At 51.6% G+C, this 18,319-nt stretch carries 19 protein-coding genes and 1 tRNA gene; 10 read left to right on the top strand and 10 right to left on the bottom strand.

Features of this window, described 5'->3' with window-relative positions:
- Positions 1-70: 70 nt before the first annotated feature.
- The 6 genes from OGY06_RS15250 to OGY06_RS15225 are packed head-to-tail and all read left to right on the top strand — an operon-like array spanning position 71 to position 5,045.
- Positions 71-808 (top strand): heme ABC transporter permease, encoded by a 738-nt coding sequence (locus OGY06_RS15250; RefSeq protein ID WP_003027538.1) that lies wholly within the window; start codon positions 71-73, stop codon positions 806-808.
- On the top strand, positions 805-1,017 hold the full coding sequence (ccmD, locus tag OGY06_RS15245; protein WP_003834621.1) for a heme exporter protein CcmD: 213 nt from the start codon (positions 805-807) through the stop codon (positions 1,015-1,017). The genes OGY06_RS15250 and ccmD overlap by 4 nt, the downstream gene beginning before the upstream one ends.
- Complete coding sequence (ccmE, locus tag OGY06_RS15240) at positions 1,014-1,493, top strand: cytochrome c maturation protein CcmE (protein WP_286605632.1); 480 nt, start codon at positions 1,014-1,016, stop codon at positions 1,491-1,493. Before ccmD ends, ccmE begins: the two co-directional genes overlap by 4 nt.
- The gene (locus OGY06_RS15235) at positions 1,490-3,445 is read left to right on the top strand and encodes a heme lyase CcmF/NrfE family subunit (protein WP_008785295.1); all 1,956 of its coding nucleotides are present in this window, start codon (positions 1,490-1,492) and stop codon (positions 3,443-3,445) included. Before ccmE ends, OGY06_RS15235 begins: the two co-directional genes overlap by 4 nt.
- On the top strand, positions 3,442-3,999 hold the full coding sequence (dsbE, locus tag OGY06_RS15230) for a thiol:disulfide interchange protein DsbE (protein ID WP_003834613.1): 558 nt from the start codon (positions 3,442-3,444) through the stop codon (positions 3,997-3,999). Before OGY06_RS15235 ends, dsbE begins: the two co-directional genes overlap by 4 nt.
- Positions 3,996-5,045, top strand: a complete 1,050-nt coding sequence (locus tag OGY06_RS15225; RefSeq protein WP_286605628.1) for a cytochrome c-type biogenesis protein CcmH — start codon at positions 3,996-3,998, stop codon at positions 5,043-5,045. Before dsbE ends, OGY06_RS15225 begins: the two co-directional genes overlap by 4 nt.
- 96 nt (positions 5,046-5,141) lie before the next feature.
- Here the strand turns inward: OGY06_RS15225 and narP are convergent, their stop codons facing one another.
- The 7 genes from narP to OGY06_RS15190 all read right to left on the bottom strand — a co-directional run bounded on the left by narP (position 5,142) and on the right by OGY06_RS15190 (position 10,551).
- The gene (gene narP / locus OGY06_RS15220) at positions 5,142-5,789 is read right to left on the bottom strand and encodes a nitrate/nitrite response regulator protein NarP (protein WP_003834605.1); all 648 of its coding nucleotides are present in this window, start codon (positions 5,787-5,789) and stop codon (positions 5,142-5,144) included.
- Positions 5,790-6,266: 477 nt separating this feature from the next.
- A complete protein-coding gene (locus tag OGY06_RS15215) occupies positions 6,267-6,764 on the bottom strand; it encodes an Hcp family type VI secretion system effector (protein ID WP_003834602.1) in 498 nt (165 codons plus the stop codon).
- Between the two features lie 2 nt (positions 6,765-6,766).
- Positions 6,767-7,099: a putative T6SS immunity periplasmic lipoprotein gene (locus tag OGY06_RS15210; RefSeq protein ID WP_003834599.1), complete on the bottom strand. Its 333-nt coding sequence runs from the start codon at positions 7,097-7,099 to the stop codon at positions 6,767-6,769.
- A complete protein-coding gene (locus OGY06_RS15205) occupies positions 7,096-7,659 on the bottom strand; it encodes a type IV secretion protein Rhs (RefSeq protein ID WP_286605626.1) in 564 nt (187 codons plus the stop codon). The genes OGY06_RS15210 and OGY06_RS15205 overlap by 4 nt, the downstream gene beginning before the upstream one ends.
- A gap of 721 nt (positions 7,660-8,380) precedes the next feature.
- Positions 8,381-8,457, bottom strand: a tRNA-Pro gene (locus OGY06_RS15200).
- 74 nt (positions 8,458-8,531) lie between these two features.
- A complete protein-coding gene (gene yejM / locus OGY06_RS15195; protein WP_003834595.1) occupies positions 8,532-10,292 on the bottom strand; it encodes an LPS biosynthesis-modulating metalloenzyme YejM in 1,761 nt (586 codons plus the stop codon).
- A gap of 31 nt (positions 10,293-10,323) precedes the next feature.
- Positions 10,324-10,551 carry a YejL family protein gene (locus OGY06_RS15190; protein ID WP_003027506.1) on the bottom strand — a complete coding sequence of 76 codons (228 nt, stop codon included), beginning with the start codon at positions 10,549-10,551 and terminating at the stop codon, positions 10,324-10,326.
- Between the two features lie 134 nt (positions 10,552-10,685).
- On the opposite strand from OGY06_RS15190, the gene yejK reads away from it, so the two are divergent.
- On the top strand, positions 10,686-11,693 hold the full coding sequence (gene yejK, locus OGY06_RS15185; RefSeq protein ID WP_286605624.1) for a nucleoid-associated protein YejK: 1,008 nt from the start codon (positions 10,686-10,688) through the stop codon (positions 11,691-11,693).
- A gap of 119 nt (positions 11,694-11,812) precedes the next feature.
- On the opposite strand, the gene rplY is transcribed toward yejK, so the two are convergent.
- Positions 11,813-12,097 (bottom strand): 50S ribosomal protein L25, encoded by a 285-nt coding sequence (rplY, locus tag OGY06_RS15180; RefSeq protein ID WP_003027502.1) that lies wholly within the window; start codon positions 12,095-12,097, stop codon positions 11,813-11,815.
- A 124-nt stretch (positions 12,098-12,221) separates the two neighbouring features.
- A complete protein-coding gene (gene radD, locus OGY06_RS15175) occupies positions 12,222-13,982 on the bottom strand; it encodes a DNA repair helicase RadD (protein WP_032934604.1) in 1,761 nt (586 codons plus the stop codon).
- A 151-nt stretch (positions 13,983-14,133) separates the two neighbouring features.
- Here radD and rsuA point away from each other — a divergent pair, with 151 nt between their 5' ends.
- From rsuA to OGY06_RS15160, 3 genes are all read left to right on the top strand, one after another.
- A complete protein-coding gene (rsuA, locus tag OGY06_RS15170) occupies positions 14,134-14,841 on the top strand; it encodes a 16S rRNA pseudouridine(516) synthase RsuA (RefSeq protein ID WP_003834586.1) in 708 nt (235 codons plus the stop codon).
- 15 nt (positions 14,842-14,856) lie between these two features.
- Positions 14,857-16,047: a Bcr/CflA family multidrug efflux MFS transporter gene (locus tag OGY06_RS15165; RefSeq protein ID WP_003834584.1), complete on the top strand. Its 1,191-nt coding sequence runs from the start codon at positions 14,857-14,859 to the stop codon at positions 16,045-16,047.
- Between the two features lie 333 nt (positions 16,048-16,380).
- Positions 16,381-16,725, top strand: coding sequence for a YejG family protein (locus OGY06_RS15160; RefSeq protein WP_085951589.1), 345 nt, complete (start codon positions 16,381-16,383; stop codon positions 16,723-16,725).
- A 3-nt stretch (positions 16,726-16,728) separates the two neighbouring features.
- Here the strand turns inward: OGY06_RS15160 and yejF are convergent, their stop codons facing one another.
- Positions 16,729-18,318, bottom strand: coding sequence for a microcin C ABC transporter ATP-binding protein YejF (yejF, locus tag OGY06_RS15155; protein ID WP_149281480.1), 1,590 nt, complete (start codon positions 18,316-18,318; stop codon positions 16,729-16,731).
- Position 18,319: the final 1 nt, after the last annotated feature.

Raw genomic sequence — 18,319 nt, 5'->3', positions numbered from 1 at the left:
TTAGATGTGTAGGCCGGGCAAGGCGCTCTGGCACAACGGATTTTAATTTATGGAGTCTGGTGACTGAACTATGTGGAAAACACTTCATCAATTGGCGATGCCCCCTCGGCTCTATCAGATCTGTGGCTGGTTTATCCCGTGGCTGGCGATTGCCAGCGCGGTGGTACTGATAACGGGATGGGTCTGGGGCTTTGGTTTTGCGCCTGCGGATTATCAGCAGGGGCAGAGCTATCGCATTATTTATCTGCACGTTCCGGCGGCAATCTGGTCGATGGGCATTTATGCCTCGATGGCTGTTGCCGCGTTTATCGGCCTGGTCTGGCAGATGAAAATGGCCAATCTGGCACTGGCTGCGATGGCGCCGATTGGTGCAGTGTTTACCTTTATTGCGCTGGTGACCGGCTCCGCATGGGGCAAACCGATGTGGGGAACCTGGTGGGTCTGGGATGCCCGACTCACCTCTGAACTGGTGCTGCTGTTTCTCTACGTGGGCGCCATTGCGCTGTGGCATGCCTTTGACGACCGCCGTCTGGCAGGTCGTGCCGCCGGTATTCTGGTGCTGATTGGCGTGGTCAACTTACCGATTATCCACTACTCGGTTGAGTGGTGGAATACGCTGCATCAGGGTTCTACCCGCATGCAGCAAAGCATCGATCCGGCGATGCGTACGCCGCTGCGTCTGGCGATCGTCGGCTACCTGTTACTGTTTGTCACGCTGGCGCTGATGCGCATGCGTAACCTGATTTTGATGATGGAAAAACGCCGCCCGTGGGTGAGCGAACTGATCTTAAAAAGAGGCCGCCAATGACCCCTGCATTTGCATCATGGAGTGATTTTTTCGCGATGGGCGGCTACGCCTTGTATGTCTGGCTTGCCGTAGCGATGAGCATTATCCCGCTGGTGGTGCTGGTACTGCATTCCGCGTTACAACATCGCGCAATTTTACGCGGTGTGGCGCAGCAGCGGGCGAGAGAAGCGCGTATGCGTGCGGCGCAAGTGCAACGGGAGGCGGCGTGAATATTCGACGTAAAAATCGGTTATGGATAGCCTGTGCGGTACTGGCGGGTCTGGCGTTGACCGTTACGCTGGTGCTTTATGCGCTGCGTTCTAATATTGACCTGTTCTATACGCCGGGAGAGATACTCTACGGTAAGCGCGAAACGCAGCAGATGCCCGAAGTCGGTCAGCGCCTGCGCGTGGGCGGAATGGTGATGCCCGGTAGCGTAAAGCGTGATCCGCAGTCGTTGAAGGTGAATTTCAGTATCTATGACGCCGAAGGTGTGGTTGATGTCACCTACGAAGGCATTCTGCCGGATCTGTTCCGCGAAGGGCAGGGTGTTGTTGTTCAGGGCGAACTGGACGAGGGAAATCATGTGCAGGCCAAAGAGGTTCTTGCCAAACATGATGAGAATTACACCCCGCCGGAAGTCGAAAAAGCGATGCAGGAAAACCATCGTCGCCCGGAAAGTGTTTATAAGGATAAAACGTCATGATGCCTGAAATTGGCAATGCGCTGTTGTGCCTTGCGCTAGGCGTGGCGTTACTACTGTCGGTCTATCCGCTGTGGGGCGTAGCGCGCGGCGACGTGCGAATGATGGCCTCCGCGCGGCCTTTTGCCTGGGTTCTGTTTATCTGCGTGATGGGGGCGTTCCTGATTCTGGTCAACGCCTTCGTGGTTAATGACTTTACCGTCACCTATGTAGCCAGTAACTCCAATACCCAGCTTCCGGTCTGGTATCGGGTGGCAGCAACCTGGGGGGCTCATGAAGGCTCGCTGTTGCTATGGGTGCTGCTGATGAGCGGCTGGACGTTCGCCGTTGCGGCATTCAGCCAGCGTATGCCGCTGGACATCGTTGCCCGCGTGCTGGCGGTGATGGGGATGGTAAGCGTTGGCTTTCTGCTGTTTATTCTTTTTACCTCCAACCCGTTTGCCCGTACGTTGCCCAACTTCCCTATTGAAGGGCGCGACCTGAACCCGCTGTTGCAGGATCCAGGGCTGATTTTCCATCCGCCGTTGCTGTACATGGGGTATGTCGGCTTCTCGGTAGCCTTCGCGTTTGCGATTGCTGCGCTGATGAGCGGACGACTGGACAGTACTTTCGCCCGTTTTTCGCGTCCGTGGACGCTGGCGGCGTGGGTGTTCCTGACGCTGGGTATTGTGCTCGGTTCGGCATGGGCTTATTACGAGCTGGGCTGGGGCGGTTGGTGGTTCTGGGATCCGGTTGAGAACGCCTCATTTATGCCATGGCTGGTGGGAACGGCGCTGATGCACTCGCTGTCGGTAACCGAACAGCGTGCCAGCTTTAAAGCCTGGACGCTGCTGCTTTCAATCTGCGCATTCTCGCTTTGCCTGTTAGGTACTTTCCTGGTGCGCTCCGGCGTGTTGGTATCGGTGCATGCTTTCGCCTCCGATCCGTCGCGCGGGATGTTTATTCTGGCCTTTATGGTATTGGTGATTGGCGGCTCCCTGCTGCTGTTTGCGGTGCGCGGTCACAAGGTCCGTTCACGGGTAAACAACGCGCTGTGGTCGCGTGAATCTCTGCTGTTGGGCAACAACGTTCTGCTGATTGCCGCCATGCTGGTGGTGCTCTTGGGCACGCTGCTGCCGCTGGTGCACAAACAACTGGGTCTGGGCAGTATTTCGATTGGCGAACCGTTCTTCAACACCATGTTTACCTGGCTGATGGCGCCGTTCGCGCTGTTGCTGGGAATTGGGCCATTAGTGCGCTGGGGCCGTGACCGACCACGTAAACTGAAAACGTTACTGATTATCGCGTTTGTCACCACGCTTGTTCTGTCGCTGCTGTTGCCGTGGTTGTTTGAGGATCGCATTGCCGCTATGACGGTGGTAGGGCTGGCGATGGCATGCTGGATATTCGTGCTGGCGATGTCCGAAGCATTCCTGCGTGTTTCCCGCGGAACGAAGTTAACACCAAGCTATTGGGGTATGGTGTCGGGCCACGTTGGGCTGGCGATTACTATTGTCGGTATTGCCTTCAGCCAGAACTACAGCGTTGAACGCGATGTCCGCATGAAAGCGGGTGATAGCGTCAGTATCCATAACTATCAGTTCACGTTCCGCGAAGTGAAAGATATTACCGGACCTAACTACCGGGGCGGTGTCGCCATTATTGGTGTTACCAGAGATGGTAAACCGGAAGCCACGCTGCATGCGGAAAAACGCTTCTATAACAGCACCAGTTCGATGATGACCGAAGCGGCAATTGACGGCGGGTTCACGCGCGATCTGTATGCCGCGCTGGGTGAAGAACTGGATAACGGCGCATGGGCTGTGCGTCTGTACTACAAACCGTTTATTCGCTGGATTTGGGCCGGAGGATTGCTGATGGCGCTGGGCGGATTGTTCTGCCTGTTTGATCCACGCTATCGTCAGCGCGCGCGTCCTCGCGCCGCGGTGCAAAAAAATGCGTCGGAGGCTGTATGAAGCGCAACGCACTGTTAATTCCGTTTATTATTTTTCTGATCATTGCGGCGGCGCTGCTGTGGCAGCTGGCGCGTAACGCTCAGGGGGACGATCCCACGAATCTGGAATCGGCGTTGATCGGCAAACCCGTTCCGACATTCCGCCTGGAGTCGCTGGAGAATCCAGGTCAGCATTATCAGGCCGATGTGCTGACCCAGGGCAAACCGGTATTGCTGAACGTCTGGGCGACCTGGTGTCCGACCTGTCGCGCCGAACATCAGTATCTGAACCAGCTGTCTGCACAAGGCGTGCGGGTGGTGGGTCTGAACTATAAAGACGATCGTCAGAAAGCCATTGTCTGGCTGAAAGAGCTGGGCAATCCTTACTCATTAAGCCTGTTTGACGGTGACGGTATGCTCGGTCTGGATCTTGGCGTGTACGGCGCGCCGGAGACGTTCCTGATCGACGGTAAAGGTATTATTCGCTATCGCCATGCCGGTGATTTAAATGCCAGAGTGTGGGAGAGCGAGATCAAACCGTTGTGGGATAAGTACAGTAAGGAGGCTGCGCAATGAGATTTTTACTGGGCCTGCTGATGCTGGTTATCTCGGGATCTGCGCTGGCGACCATCGATGTGATGCAGTTTAAGGATGAAGCGCAGGAGCAGCAATTCCGTCAGCTTACCGAACAGCTGCGCTGTCCTAAATGTCAGAACAACAGTATCGCTGATTCTAACTCGATGATTGCCACCGACCTGCGCCAGAAAGTGTACGAACTGATGCAGGAAGGGAAAAGCCAGAAAGAAATTGTTGATTATATGGTGGCGCGCTACGGCAACTTCGTCACCTACGATCCGCCGTTGACGCCGCTTACAGTGCTTTTGTGGGTGATGCCGGTAGTAGCGATTGGTTTGGGCGGATGGATTATTTTTGCCCGTACTCGCCGACGCGTTCGGGTGAGGCTGGAAGAGTTTCCTGATGACGTTATCCCGGATGGCAAGCGCGGTGGATTTGGGTTGTTTGTGCCCGGCATCGTGGTGGCGCTGATCGTTGGCGCGGTGAGCTATTATGAAACCGGCAGCTATAAGCAGGTTCAGGTCTGGCATCAGGCCACTGCTCAGGCTCCGGCGCTGCTGGAACGCGCATTGGATCCGAAAGCTGCCCCGCTCAATGAAGAGGATATGACACGTCTGGCGCTGGGGCTGCGCACGCGTTTACAAGCCGATCCTACAAACGTTGAAGGTTGGATCATGCTTGGCCGTATTGGCATGGTACTCGGTAATGCCAGTACGGCCACTGAAGCCTATGCCAATGCATATCGACTGGATCCTAAAAACAGCGATGCGGCGCTGGGTTATGCGGAAGCACTGACCCGTTCATCCGATCTTGACGATAATCGCAGGGGCGGGGAGCTGTTACGCCAGCTGGTGCGCGGCGAGCATGCCAACGTGCGGGTTCTCAGCATGTACGCATTTAACGCTTTTGAACAGCAGCGCTTTGGTGAGGCGGTTGCGGCGTGGGAGATGATGCTGAAATTATTACCGGCCAATGATACCCGTCGGGTGGTGATAGAACGCAGCATTAAGCAGGCGATGGAGCAGCTAACGCCGCAGGAGAAGTAAGAGTCCAGATTACCCGAAGGCGTGCTGCTTTCGGGCCTGTGCGAGCTTTGTAGGCCGGATATGACGCTGCTGCGTCGTCATCCGGCATCTCATTGATTACTGCATGCCGCGCGTTTGCAAAAACAGGATGGTGGCAGCAACGCGAGAACGCACATTGAGTTTGCGCAGCAGGTTGCGAATATGCACCTTCACCGTCTGTTCAGAAATATTCAGCACTGATGCAATCTGTTTGTTCGACAGCCCCTGAGCAAGTTCATGCAATACATCCAGCTCGCGTTCGGTGAGAATGCTGAACGGATCTTCTTGTGCGCCAAACAGGTCACGTTCGCGCAGATATTCGCTAACGCGAGCGCTAAACGCTTTACCCCCCTTGGCGCCGTTACGAATGGCTTCCAGCAAGACTTCAGGATCGCTATCTTTCAGTAAATAACCATCCGCGCCGGCATCAATTAAGGCGTACACATCGCTGGCGGCATCCGATACGGTAAGAATAATAATTTGCGCGGTGACGCCGTCCCGACGCAGCGCATTCAGGGTGTCCAGCCCGCTCATACCTTTCATATTGAGATCCAGCAGGATCACATCAAGGTCTAGACGGTTTGCCAGATCGATAGCACTTGCGCCGTCGCCAGCTTCAGCGACTACGTCAAATGCGGGATCCAGTTGCAATAATTGACTAATTCCCCGCCGCATGAGCGGGTGGTCGTCGACAATCAGCACCCGAAAAGGCGTTACTTCAGGCATACTATTCTCCTGAGCTTTTATTAGTATCATTATTGTTTTCAGCGCATCAATCGTCCAGATTCATCGCGCTGATGAGAAGATAAATTTTACCCCAATTTATGCATGGGTAAGTAGTAAAACCTGTGCTGAAGAGAGAGGGGATACCTGGACAATGTGATGCTCAAGAACGGTAAGAAGCCGGGAGGGGGCTGGGGGTGGGTGGAAAATGGGATCAGGCTATGGCATAACTTTTCAGTATCTGCAATCGGCCGATCCTGTATACGGTTACGGTTCTGTCAGTAATGTATAGTTACAGCGCCTTATTGAGAACCAACGTGTAACAATCTGGAGCATTGAGGATCGACCCGTACGTCTTTACACATCAGCCGTCGTTCTTCATCAGAAATGGGTACTCAGGTACAAAAAAGTTACCCACGTTCTGATATTGTTGAGTTTAAAATTTATTGATGAAATAGAGGGCGCGTGATACCCCTTTATTTATTGCTGCTGTTCTTTCTTTACTGATTTAATCCAGGCATCATTGTGTTTAATATTTCCTCTAACATAATTCCATTCAATGTCACGGAATCTAAAACCTACTACCTCATGCATATTAGGGGATGAACTACCGGGATAGTAGACATGTGTAAAATCTACAGAGGATATAACGACATCTTCCAGATTAATATTATAAATCTCTACTTCGATCCCTGCCTCTATAGTCTCATAATATTTAATGACTGCCTTTTGCAGTCTCTTCCCTTCACAAACAGCTACAGCCAGATAAGGGCTGACTTTATCAAGTTGCTTATGCACAATTACGGGATTATGCTGCCTGCAGCCTGTCATGCTGCCAGTGTTGCTATCAACAGGCTGTCTAACACCGTAACTACTATTCATGACTTCTATGGCACCTTCACGGCCTAAAGATGAACAATCTCCCGGAATCTGCATTCCGTTTTCATCATATAAAAATAAATAAGCTGGTAATGACATGATTAATAGTTTCCATCGTTATCTATAAAGAATGAATCTGAATAGCTTTTATTATTGAGAGAATAAGATATATTATATATATATCCGTTCTTTAATTTAATTTTAAAACAAGTGTCAGGATATTTTAGAGAGATTCCATCATCTGCTTTAATAACCGTATATTTTCTGTCAGGCGAATAGTAGATACTATAACGCTCTAAAATATCTGTTTTATTTACAGTGAAGCAAATAGTATCGCCTTGTTTAAAAACACTACGTTGCTGTGAAACTGGTACACCTCCACCGGGGCAGCCCGACAGAAGAAATATTAAGGGGACAATGGTTGACTTTTTCATCCTGGAAATCCTTTCATAACAGCTTTATATTTTGATATTAAAGAATAAACTGATTCATTAGGATTGTAATCTCTGTATACAGATAAATATGAGGTGCCACTATTAAATCCATATGTGAGAAGTAACCAATAATCACTGGCTATTAATGCTTGCTGTTCTAATCCGTAATGAAGAAAATCAGCCTTATCTAAACTGTAACTGTAATCAGCGAAACGAGAGAACAAACCTCTGGTTCTAACAAACATTCCCTTCTGTGCTTGCCAGGCGTGAACCATCTCATGCATGAATCTGTGTTTTTTCTGTATGTCACGTTCCAAAGAGAAATCAGGTGAATAAGTTCCCTCTCTAAACCAAAGTTCACCGTTTGGCGTCATGGCAACATTTATGGGTTGCATATTGAAGGGGAGATAGCTTTCAAGGTGTACCCACACCTTGCTATAGATAATACTTCCACCAAACAGCGTCCTGGCTAGTGCAATCTCTCCTATTGTAAGTTGCCTGACCCCTCCGGGGACTATGGGAGTTCCCGACGTGGGGTTTATTGTCCAGTCAACGGGCATAGCATATCCATATTATTTGTATTGTTTTATGCGCTAATCGTACTCCTACCCTAAAGCATAGGGAATATTTCTTTCCGGGATAAATTCTGAATTCTTTAAAATTAAATTACTATAAATCATCTGGTTTCTGAATAAATCAGCCTTGTCATTACAAAGTGAATGCAGGGTATTATGATTGGGCTGGGGCCTATGTGACTTTAAAACTTTCTTGGCTTCATTCCATTTGGGAAGCGTTCTGTATGCGGTGTATTTGGCTGGACAGAAAACGATAAGTGATGGTAAATCAAAAATAGCAGCCTTTGCTAAGTCGATGGTTGGCTACTTTAGCAACTTTGTAAATTTGACGTTGCTAATACGAAGTGGTCTGTGGTTGAAGACCATTGTGGGGAAATTGTCTACGATATCAGAAATGGGTAAGCTATAGGTAGATGATGGCGATGTGGAAAGGGAAGCTCAACTGTTTCAGAAAAAGCAACAAAAGGATGAGTTTCTTAAATTCGTTTTCTCTGACAATAGCATTGCTTCAGGATATCTTTTGCACCGGGCAGACCATCAAAATTCCGTTTTCATAAACGAGGTTGATGACTTCCCGGTGATGTGTATAGCTGAAATGTTACCGCGAAGTCGACGCTTTGCGTTGGGGATTTTTCCCCGATTAATCCCCGTTCAGAAAACAGGCATAAAAAAACCAACCACAAGGGTTGGTTTTTTCTGGGATTTTTGGTCGGCACGAGAGGATTTGAACCTCCGACCCCCGACACCCCATGACGGTGCGCTACCAGGCTGCGCTACGTGCCGACGCTATGGCTGCTAATACTACTGCTTTCCGCTACGAATGCAAGAGGATGCCTCACTAACTGATTTATAATTAATCAGTTAGCAATAAATCGTTTCTCATCCGTCAGAACCTGTAGCAGCAGGCTGAGCTGCGGTTTCTGATCTTTAATTTTCTCGCCACGTAAATCATAGGTCTGGTAATTACCGTTGTTGTTCAGTACCAGCGTCATCTCTGGTGTGGTCACTGCCATCGTGCTGCCGTCAGCGGCGGTCACCCAGTAATGGCGGCGTGTAGCATTGAACAAATCCTGCCCCTGCGAGTATTCGTTAGCCGGCGTGCTGACATGCAGCAGGCGCTGCATCAGCGTCGTCATCAGGTCTGTATGATCGGTCAGGCTATTGATGCGCTGGGCAGGTGTTCCCGGCCAGTGAATAACCAGAGGAACCTGCAGATGACCGCGCGACCAGGCAAAGTTGTTCTCTTCCTGCGTCAGCGGCACGCCTCTACCAGCGGTAATAATCACCACCGTGTTGTCCAGTTTACCCGAGTCGCGCAGGGCGCTAAGAACACGGTTAATATTGGCATCCACATCCTGAGCGGCGCTGGCGTAGCGTTTGGCAAAGTTCTTCTGGTTACTGTCATCAAGGTTTGTCCCGTTAAAGGAGACCCAGGAGAACCAGCGATTATCTTCCTGCGCGTAGCGTCCCAGCCAGTTAATCCATTGGCTTGCGGTTTGTTCGTCTGATTGCGTTTGCACGCTCGGCATGGAGAAATCTGACAGCAGCGCCTGACGATAAAGCGGGCTGGTAAAGCCATCCGAGGAGAATAGCCCTAACTGATAACCCTGCTGGTTCAGTGCAGAGATCAGCGCCGCAGGCGTTCGGGTCGATAAAATGCCGTCCATGTAGCTTGGCGAAACGCCGTAGAACAGGCCAAAGATCCCGTTATCCGTGGTGTTGCCTGAGCTCATGTGACGCGTAAAGGAGATATTCTGCCCGGCGAACTCAGCCAGCGCAGGCATCTGCTTTTCAAAGCGTGAGTAGTTCAGGCCGTCTACGGTGATCAGCAGAACGTTCTGGCCGGTGCCCATATCGCGATAGTGCAGTTCGCTGAGCGGGTACTGCACGGAAACCGCTTCCGGATTGCCCTGTTCGATCAGGCGACGCTGATACTCTTGCGCATCCAGCAGGCCATGTTTTTCCAGAAACTTACGCGCCGTCATCGGGTAAGAGAGTGGCAGGTTTGCGCGCTGCATGGTAATCGGGCGATAGAAATTGGCATCAGCCCAGATATACACCACATGCGAGGCGATAAAAGAAACGAAAAAGAATGCCGCTAACGGTTTGGCGAAATGGCGACGACGCGTCAGGCTGCGCAGCTTTTGCCAGCTCCAGGTCGCAAACAACATTTCTATTAACAGGATAACCGGCACGCTGATAAACAACAGTTGCCAGTCACGCGCCGCTTCGTTCTGGTCAGGGTTAATGACCAGTTCCCAGACGATCGGGTTGAGGTGCAGGTGGAAGCGGGTGAAAACCTCGCTGTCGATTAACAACAGCGTCATGCCAGCCGTCGCCAGAATAGCCGATAAGAATCGCATCAGCCTCTGGGACATGACGATAAACGTCAGGGGAAACAGGATTAGCAGATAGGTGGCAAACACCAGAAAGCTAAAATGCCCGACAACGCTCAGGTAGGAATATACACGACCTGCAAGGGTTGTCGGCCAGTCGGCGACAAACAGGTAACGGCTACCGAGAACCATGGCCAACAGAATGTTGAACAAGGCAAACCAGTGCCCCCAGCTAACCATCTGGGAGACTTTCTCACGGTAGCGCTGACGATGAGTTACCATAAACTATTGTTCGTTTCCCCGGAGCAGGCTCTTAATGCGCTTGGTCGTCGTTTACCGAAGACTGCAATGCGCGGGCAAAAGAGTTGGCAATCGCCTGGCGCTGGGCCGGTGCGATGCTTGTATTGATAAGGTTAGTCACCATATTTCCCAGTACCATCAGGGAAAGGTCGGTCGGCGCCTTATGTTTTTCCAGTACGTTGAGCATCTCATTCAGCAGTTGTTCAACGTGTTCGTCACTATAGCGGGAAATTTGTGGCATAAATCGAAATCAGTCTGTTCATGAAAGGGCAACATATTACCGTACAGACAGTTTTTTTTCTGCTTTTTTATCTTCTATTGCGTCACTGCCCGGCAGGTGGTTGAATACCGCCCGGTCTAAAAGGAGAGTTTATCATGAGTCTGGATATCAACCAGATTGCCCTGCACCAGCTTATCAAACGTGACGAGCAGAACCTTGAGCTGGTCTTGCGCGATTCATTACTGGAACCGACAGCGACGGTTGTCGATATGATGGCTGAGTTGCATCGGGTGTATAGCGCCAAGAATAAAGCCTATGGCCTGTTTAGCGAAGAGAGTGAACTGGCGCAAACGCTGCGTTTACAGCGTCAGGGTGAAGAGGATTTTCTGGCATTTAGTCGTGCCGCGACCGGACGCTTGCGGGACGAACTGGCGAAATATCCTTTTGCCGACGGTGGTATTGTTCTGTTCTGCCATTACCGCTATCTGGCGGTAGAGTATCTGTTGGTTGCTGTGCTGAACAATTTAAGCAGCATGCGCGTCAATGAAAATCTGGATATCAATCCGACGCACTATCTGGATATCAATCATGCGGACATCGTGGCGCGCATTGATTTAACCGAGTGGGAAACCAACCCGGAGTCCACGCGCTATCTGACGTTCCTGAAAGGGCGGGTAGGGCGCAAAGTCGCCGATTTCTTTATGGACTTCCTCGGTGCCAGCGAAGGTCTGAATGCCAAAGCGCAAAACCGTGGCCTGCTGCAGGCGGTCGATGACTTTACTGCCGAGGCGCAACTCGATAAAGCCGAACGCCAGAACGTGCGTCAGCAGGTGTATAGCTACTGTAACGAGCAGCTGCAGGCTGGTGAAGAGATCGAACTGGAGTCGCTGTCTAAAGAGCTTTCCGGCGTCAGTGAAGTTAGCTTCAGCGAATTTACCGCTGATAAAGGTTACGAGCTGGAAGAGAGCTTCCCTGCGGATCGCAGTACGCTGCGTCAGTTAACCAAATTTGCCGGCAGCGGCGGTGGGTTAACCATTAACTTCGACGCTATGTTATTGGGTGAGCGTATTTTCTGGGATCCGGCTACAGATACGTTGACCATCAAAGGTACGCCGCCGAACCTGCGCGACCAGCTGCAGCACCGCACGTCGGGCGGGAAATAAAACCGTTTGCTGGATGGAGCGGAAACGCCTTATCCGGCAAGCGTGCTTCATCTTTACCGCCAAAAAAATCCCATAAAAAAACCCCGCCAAGGCGGGGTTTTTCTTCAACTTGTTGGCGATTACGCGCGAACGAAGTCGATGTGAGACAGCTTCGGCTTGAACGGGTGACGCTGTACAGCCTGAGCTTTAACTTTAACTTCTTTACCGTCAACAACGATGGTCAGAACTTCGCTGTAGAATTCAGCTTTAGCTTGCATGTTCATAACTGCATCGTGATCCAGTTCGATAGCAATCGGGGCTTCTGCGCCACCGTAGATGATTGCCGGGAACTTGTTAGCGGCACGCAGGCGGCGGCTCGCACCCTTACCCTGCTCTTTACGTACTTCAGCGTTGATAGTAAACATTTAAATCTCTCTTTAATAATTCCTGCTACAGGCGACCCAGCAACAGGTAAGTGATCTGCTTTGCGTATGCAAAAGCGGGCGAGATTCTATACTCAAACGGCTGGTACATCAATCAAAAGTACGATTAACCGCGTAATTCATGTGCCCGACGAAAGCGTCCTTCATAATCGAAGACTTTTTCACGGACCTGCCAGTACTGACCTTTCATACGCGCCACCACGAAATCAGGATGCCGTAACAACGCCTGCTGATTGAGGATATCGGCGGCGGTTATCCAGCGTAAGGGTATACCGGGTGTTCGGGTGTGCGGGCGAATAAACAGTTGTTCGAAGGCCGTACGCTGCGCGGGAGTGTGCAGGCGAAAGCGTTCGCTGACGTCAGCGCCATCTTCATCGTAATAGGTGATTTTCAGCCATTCGCCTTTATCATCCTGCCCGTTTTGTAACACCATACCGCTACAGCGCAGGACCAGCGCATCTTTGAGCCTGAGCGCGGCTTTCAGCATGTCATCCGGGTCAACCAGCACCGCGTCGCACTCCCGACAACGGCGGGCGGCGATGTCATTTTCCGCGTTGCACTGTGGGCAGTTTTTAAAACGGAAACGAAAATCGCACTGTTCGCGATGGCCGTCATCATCTTCAAACCATCCCTGGCAGCGGCGGCCAAAATGTTCAATCAGCGTGCCGTCTGCCGTGGTTTTGCCCCAGAAGGTGTTTGCAAATCCGCAGGCAGGACAGAACACCTGTACCGGAACGTTGTCGCTTTTTCCTTTCGGAGCACCCACTTCCGGTGCGTACAAATCGTGCGGGTTGCCGGCATAATCGAGGATCAGACAGTCGGTTTTACCCGGTGCAAGGCGCAACCCACGACCGACAATTTGTTGGTAAAGGCTAACTGACTCTGTTGGGCGCAGAATAGCGATAAGGTCGACGTGCGGGGCATCGAAGCCGGTGGTCAGGACCGACACATTCACCAGATAGCGAAAGCGCTGGGCTTTGAACTCTTCAATCAGCACGTCGCGCTCAGCGCCTGGCGTATCTCCAGTGATTAGCGCGGCGTCGTCAGCGGGCAGCAGGCCCAGAATTTCTTTGGCGTGCTCAACGGTGGCGGCGAAAATCATCACCCCTTTGCGGGTTTGGGCAAACTCGATAATCTGGCTGATGATATGCGGCGTTATTCGCTGCTGCTTTTTCAGCTCCTGATTCAGATCCGCTTCGCTAAACAGGCCGTTACTCTGTGCCTGCAGGCGGCTAAAGTCATACTGCACGACCGGCATGTCGAGGCGTTCTGGCGGCGTCAGGTAGCCGTGTTTAATCATGTAGCGCAGCGGTAATTCATAAATGCAGTCGCGAAACAGCGCTTTTTCATCGCCGCGCACCATTCCATGATAATGAAAATGATATATCCAGCCCTTACCCAAACGAAAAGGTGTGGCGGTAAGCCCGAGCAGACGTAAGTGGGGATTTACTTTAGTCAGGTGAGTGAGGATTTGCTGATACTGACTCTCTTCATCATCGCCAATACGATGACATTCATCGACGATCAGCAGGGAGAATTCACCCTGAAAGGCGTCCAGATTACGCGCTACCGACTGTACGCTGCCAAAGACTACTTTCCCGTGGCTCTCTTTACGCTTCAGGCCTGCGGCAAAAATATCGGCTTCCAGCCCCAGCGCACAATATTTGGCATGGTTTTGTGCGACCAGTTCTTTGACGTGCGCCAGTACCAGTACGCGACCACGTGCCACGCGGGCCAGTTCTGCAATCACCAGACTTTTGCCCGCGCCGGTTGGCAGGACGATAACCGCTGGCGTGCGGTGGTGGCGAAAATGGTTGAGCGTGGCGTCCACGGCTTCTTTTTGGTACGGGCGAAGAGTAAAAATCATGAGCTCATTAAGGTAAACAGCAACAATGTATAGTATGCCATGAATCATTTCCCTTGAGGGATGGTGTAACACCGCTATACTGGGCGGATAACAGTCCCACTTTTCGGGCGTAAACCCGCTTCTCGTATTTTTACAGGCAAAAATCACACTCATGCGACTTGATAAATTTATCGCTCAGCAACTCGGCGTCAGCCGCGCTATTGCCGGGCGTGAGATCCGTGCTAACCGCGTTACCGTTGACGGTGAAATCGTTAAAAACAGTGCCTTTAAGCTGCTACCAGAACACGACGTCGAATATGACGGTAATTCCCTCGTTCAACAAAATGGCCCGCGCTATTTTATGCTGAATAAGCCTCAGGGTTATGTTTGCTCAACGGATGACCCGGATCATCCGACGGTGCTCTATTTCCTTGATGAACCGGTTGCCTACAAACTGCATGCGGCAGGGCGTCTGGATATCGACACCACCGGACTGGTACTGATGACCGATGACGGACAGTGGTCGCATCGTATCACCTCTCCTCGTCACCATTGTGAGAAAACCTATCTGGTGACGCTGGAGTCGCCAGTGGCAGACGATACCGCCGAGCAGTTTGCCCGTGGCGTACAGTTGCATAATGAAAAAGACCTGACCAAACCGGCTGTTCTGGAGGTCATTACGCCAACTCAGGTGCGATTGACCATCAGCGAAGGGCGATATCATCAGGTAAAACGTATGTTTGCCGCGGTGGGTAACCACGTTGTGGAACTGCACCGTGAACGAATTGGTGACATCAGGCTTGATGACGATCTGGAGCCGGGTGAATACCGTCCATTGACCGAAGAAGAAATCGCCAGCGTTAACTTAACCCCGCGTTAATTTCAGGAGCTAAATGTGACCACCCGGCAGAACTCGTCAATTGCCATAGTCTTTATCCTTGGCTTGTTAGCCATGCTGATGCCGTTGTCGATTGATATGTATCTTCCGGCGCTACCTGTTATCTCAGAACAGTTTGGTGTGCCTGCGGGTAGCGCGCAGATGACCCTCAGTACCTATATTCTGGGGTTTGCAGTGGGGCAGTTGCTCTATGGCCCAATGGCTGACAGCATTGGGCGCAAGCCGGTGATTCTGGGCGGAACGCTGGTGTTTGCGGCGGCGGCAGTTGCCTGCGCCCTGGCGCAAACTATCGATCAACTGATCGTGATGCGTTTCTTCCACGGTCTGGCTGCCGCGGCGGCGAGCGTGGTTATCAACGCCCTGATGCGCGATATCTATCCGAAGGAAGAGTTCTCGCGCATGATGTCATTCGTCATGCTGGTGACCACAATTGCGCCCTTGTTGGCACCTATCGTGGGTGGTTGGGTGCTGGTATGGCTTAGCTGGCACTATATCTTTTGGATCCTCGCCATGGCGGCTGTTCTGGCGTCGGTGATGATCTTTACGCTAATCAAAGAGACCCTGCCTGTAGAGCGTCGCCAGCCGTTTCGCCTGCGTACCACTATTGGCAACTTTGCCTCGCTGTTTCGTCATAAACGAGTGCTGAGCTATATGCTGGCCAGCGGGTTCAGCTTTGCCGGGATGTTCTCGTTTCTGAGCGCCGGACCCTTTGTTTACATTGAGATTAACCACGTTTCACCGCAGCATTTCGGTTATTACTTCGCACTTAACATCGTATTCCTGTTCGTGATGACTATCATCAACAGCCGCTTTGTGCGTCGGGTTGGGGCATTGAATATGTTCCGTACCGGTCTGTGGATCCAGTTCGTGATGGCGGGATGGATGGTCTTTAGCGCACTGTTTGGGCTGGGGTTCTGGGCTCTGGTCGTTGGCGTTGCGGCGTTTGTTGGCTGTGTATCGATGGTGTCATCAAACGCCATGGCGGTTATCCTGGATGAATTTCCGCATATGGCAGGAACGGCGTCATCGCTGGCTGGGACATTCCGCTTCGGCATTGGCGCCATTGTCGGGGCCCTGTTGTCTCTGGCGACCTTTAACTCGGCCTGGCCAATGATATGGTCGATCGCATTTTGCGCTACCTGCTCAATTCTCTTCTATCTTTACGCCAGTCGCGCTCAAAAACGGTGATCTATTACACAACCTGGGGGCCATAAGGTCTCCAGAGTTGATGTACATCAACCGCAAATCTATCATTTCCCCTGCTTATGTTTATTTTATGTAAAATCAATTTATGTAAAAAGTCACATCATTGTAGTTAAAAAGGTTGAGTTAGATCGCAGAAACGAGTACATATAGCCCGGAAATATGCCAGAACCGTTGAATAAATTTAATTACTGGGTTCTGTAAGCAGCATAAGTACTGGATGTAAACGTTTACCAACTGTCTAAAGACGTATTGTCAATGATGTGTTAATATTGATGTAAAATAATTGTGAAGTGATTGTGCTTCCAGGGAAAGAAAGTGATGACATTACAACTCTCAATCGTTCATCGTCTGCCGCAGAGCTATCGTTGGTCGGTGGGTTTCGCAGGTTCGAAAGTTGAACCGATTCCGCAAAACGGTCAGAGTAATGAGAACAGCCTGGTGGCACTCAAATTGCTCAGCCCTGATGGTGACAGCGCGTGGTCAGTCATGCATAAGCTCAGCCAGGCCCTCAGTGATATCGAGGTTCCTTGTTCCGTACTGGAATGTGAAGGGGAGCCGTGCCTGTTTGTGAATCGCCAGGACGAATTTGCCGCGACCTGCAGACTGAAAAACTTCGGCGTGGCTATCGCAGAACCGTTTTCAAACAACAATCCTTTTTGAACGTCAGCTTAGCGCGAGCAGCTGACGCGTATAGGCTTGCTGTGGCGCGTTAAATACGTGCTCGCATTGCCCTTGCTCCACGACCTCTCCCTGACGTAGCACAATAACCTGATGGCATAACGCGCGTACTACGTGCAAATCATGGCTGATAAAAATATAAGCTAGCCGATGCTTTTCCTGTAAGGACTTTAACAACGTCAGGATTTGCGCCTGTACGGTCCTGTCGAGCGACGATGTTGGTTCATCCAGAATGATCAGGGAAGGTTTGAGAATCAATGCTCTGGCAATAGCAATGCGTTGGCGTTGCCCACCAGAAAACTCCGCAGGATAACGATGTCGCGTTTCGCTATCCAATCCCACTTCCGCCATCACCGCTTTCACCTGTGCCTCGCGTTGTTCGGCTGACAGGGTAGGCTGATGAACGCGCAACCCCTCCTCGATAATCTGTAGCACGCTCAGGCGTGGGTTTAGCGAGGAGTTGGGATCCTGAAATACCACCTGAATACGGTGACGGACCGGCAACAGCTGGCGTCGATTTAAGGTATGCAGTGCCAGACCATCGAACACAATGCTTCCCTGCGAGGTGATTAGCCGCAGAAGCGCCAGTCCGGTAGTGCTTTTTCCGGAGCCTGACTCTCCAACCAGCCCCAGCGTTTCACCGGGCCGGAGGGAAAAACTGACGTCGTTAACGACGACGTTATGGTCCACCACGCGTTTCAGGATACCTTTGCGGATAGGAAAGGCGACGCGGAGTTTTTCTACCTCCAGCAGCGGAGCTTGCCCAGCAGGTACAGGCACCGGATCGCCGGAAGGTTCGCTGTTTAACAATTTCTGCGTGTAGGGATGCGTTGGAGCAGCCAACAGCTGTGCTGCTCGATTTTGCTCAACGCACTGGCCGTTTTGCATGACCGCCACGGTATCGGCCAGCTTTTTCACAATGCTCAGGTTGTGGGTGATGAACAGTAATCCCATGTTCAGCTCGCGCTGTAGTTCTCTCAGCAGTTGCAGGATCTGTGCCTGGACGGAAACGTCCAGCGCGGTGGTCGGTTCATCGGCAATAAGCAACTCCGGTCGTGTTAGCAACGCCATGGCGATCATCACGCGCTGGCGTTCACCGCCGGACAGCTGGTGCGGGTAATCTGCGAGACGTTTGGCTGCCTGACGGATGCCAACGCGATCCAGGCAGGTCAGGATTTCTGCCCGCGCCGCCTCCCGACGCATTCCCCTATGCAGCGACAGCACTTCATAAAGCTGTTTTTCCAGATTGTGGAGCGGGTTCAGTGACACCATCGGCTCCTGGAAAATCATGGCGATTTTATTCCCCCGTACGCCGCGAAGCGTCTGCTCGTTGGCGTGAAGTAATGATTCACCATGAAAACGGATGTCCCCGGAAGGGTAAACTACCGGAGGGGACGGTAACAACCGTAGGATAGAAAGCGCGGTCACGCTTTTACCCGAGCCAGATTCACCCACCAGCGCCAGCGTTTGTCCGGCATCAACCCGTAGTGAGAGGGCATTGACTACGGTGCGCACGGTCTCTTGTTGACGAAAACCTACCGATAAATTCTCAATGGCTAACAGAGGTTGTGTCATT

This window comes from Citrobacter sp. Cpo147 (genome assembly GCF_030332405.1).
Taxonomy (GTDB): domain Bacteria; phylum Pseudomonadota; class Gammaproteobacteria; order Enterobacterales; family Enterobacteriaceae; genus Citrobacter; species Citrobacter portucalensis.
The sequence above is the reverse complement of the archived record's forward strand: the minus strand, read 5'-3'. Positions and strand labels throughout refer to the sequence as shown.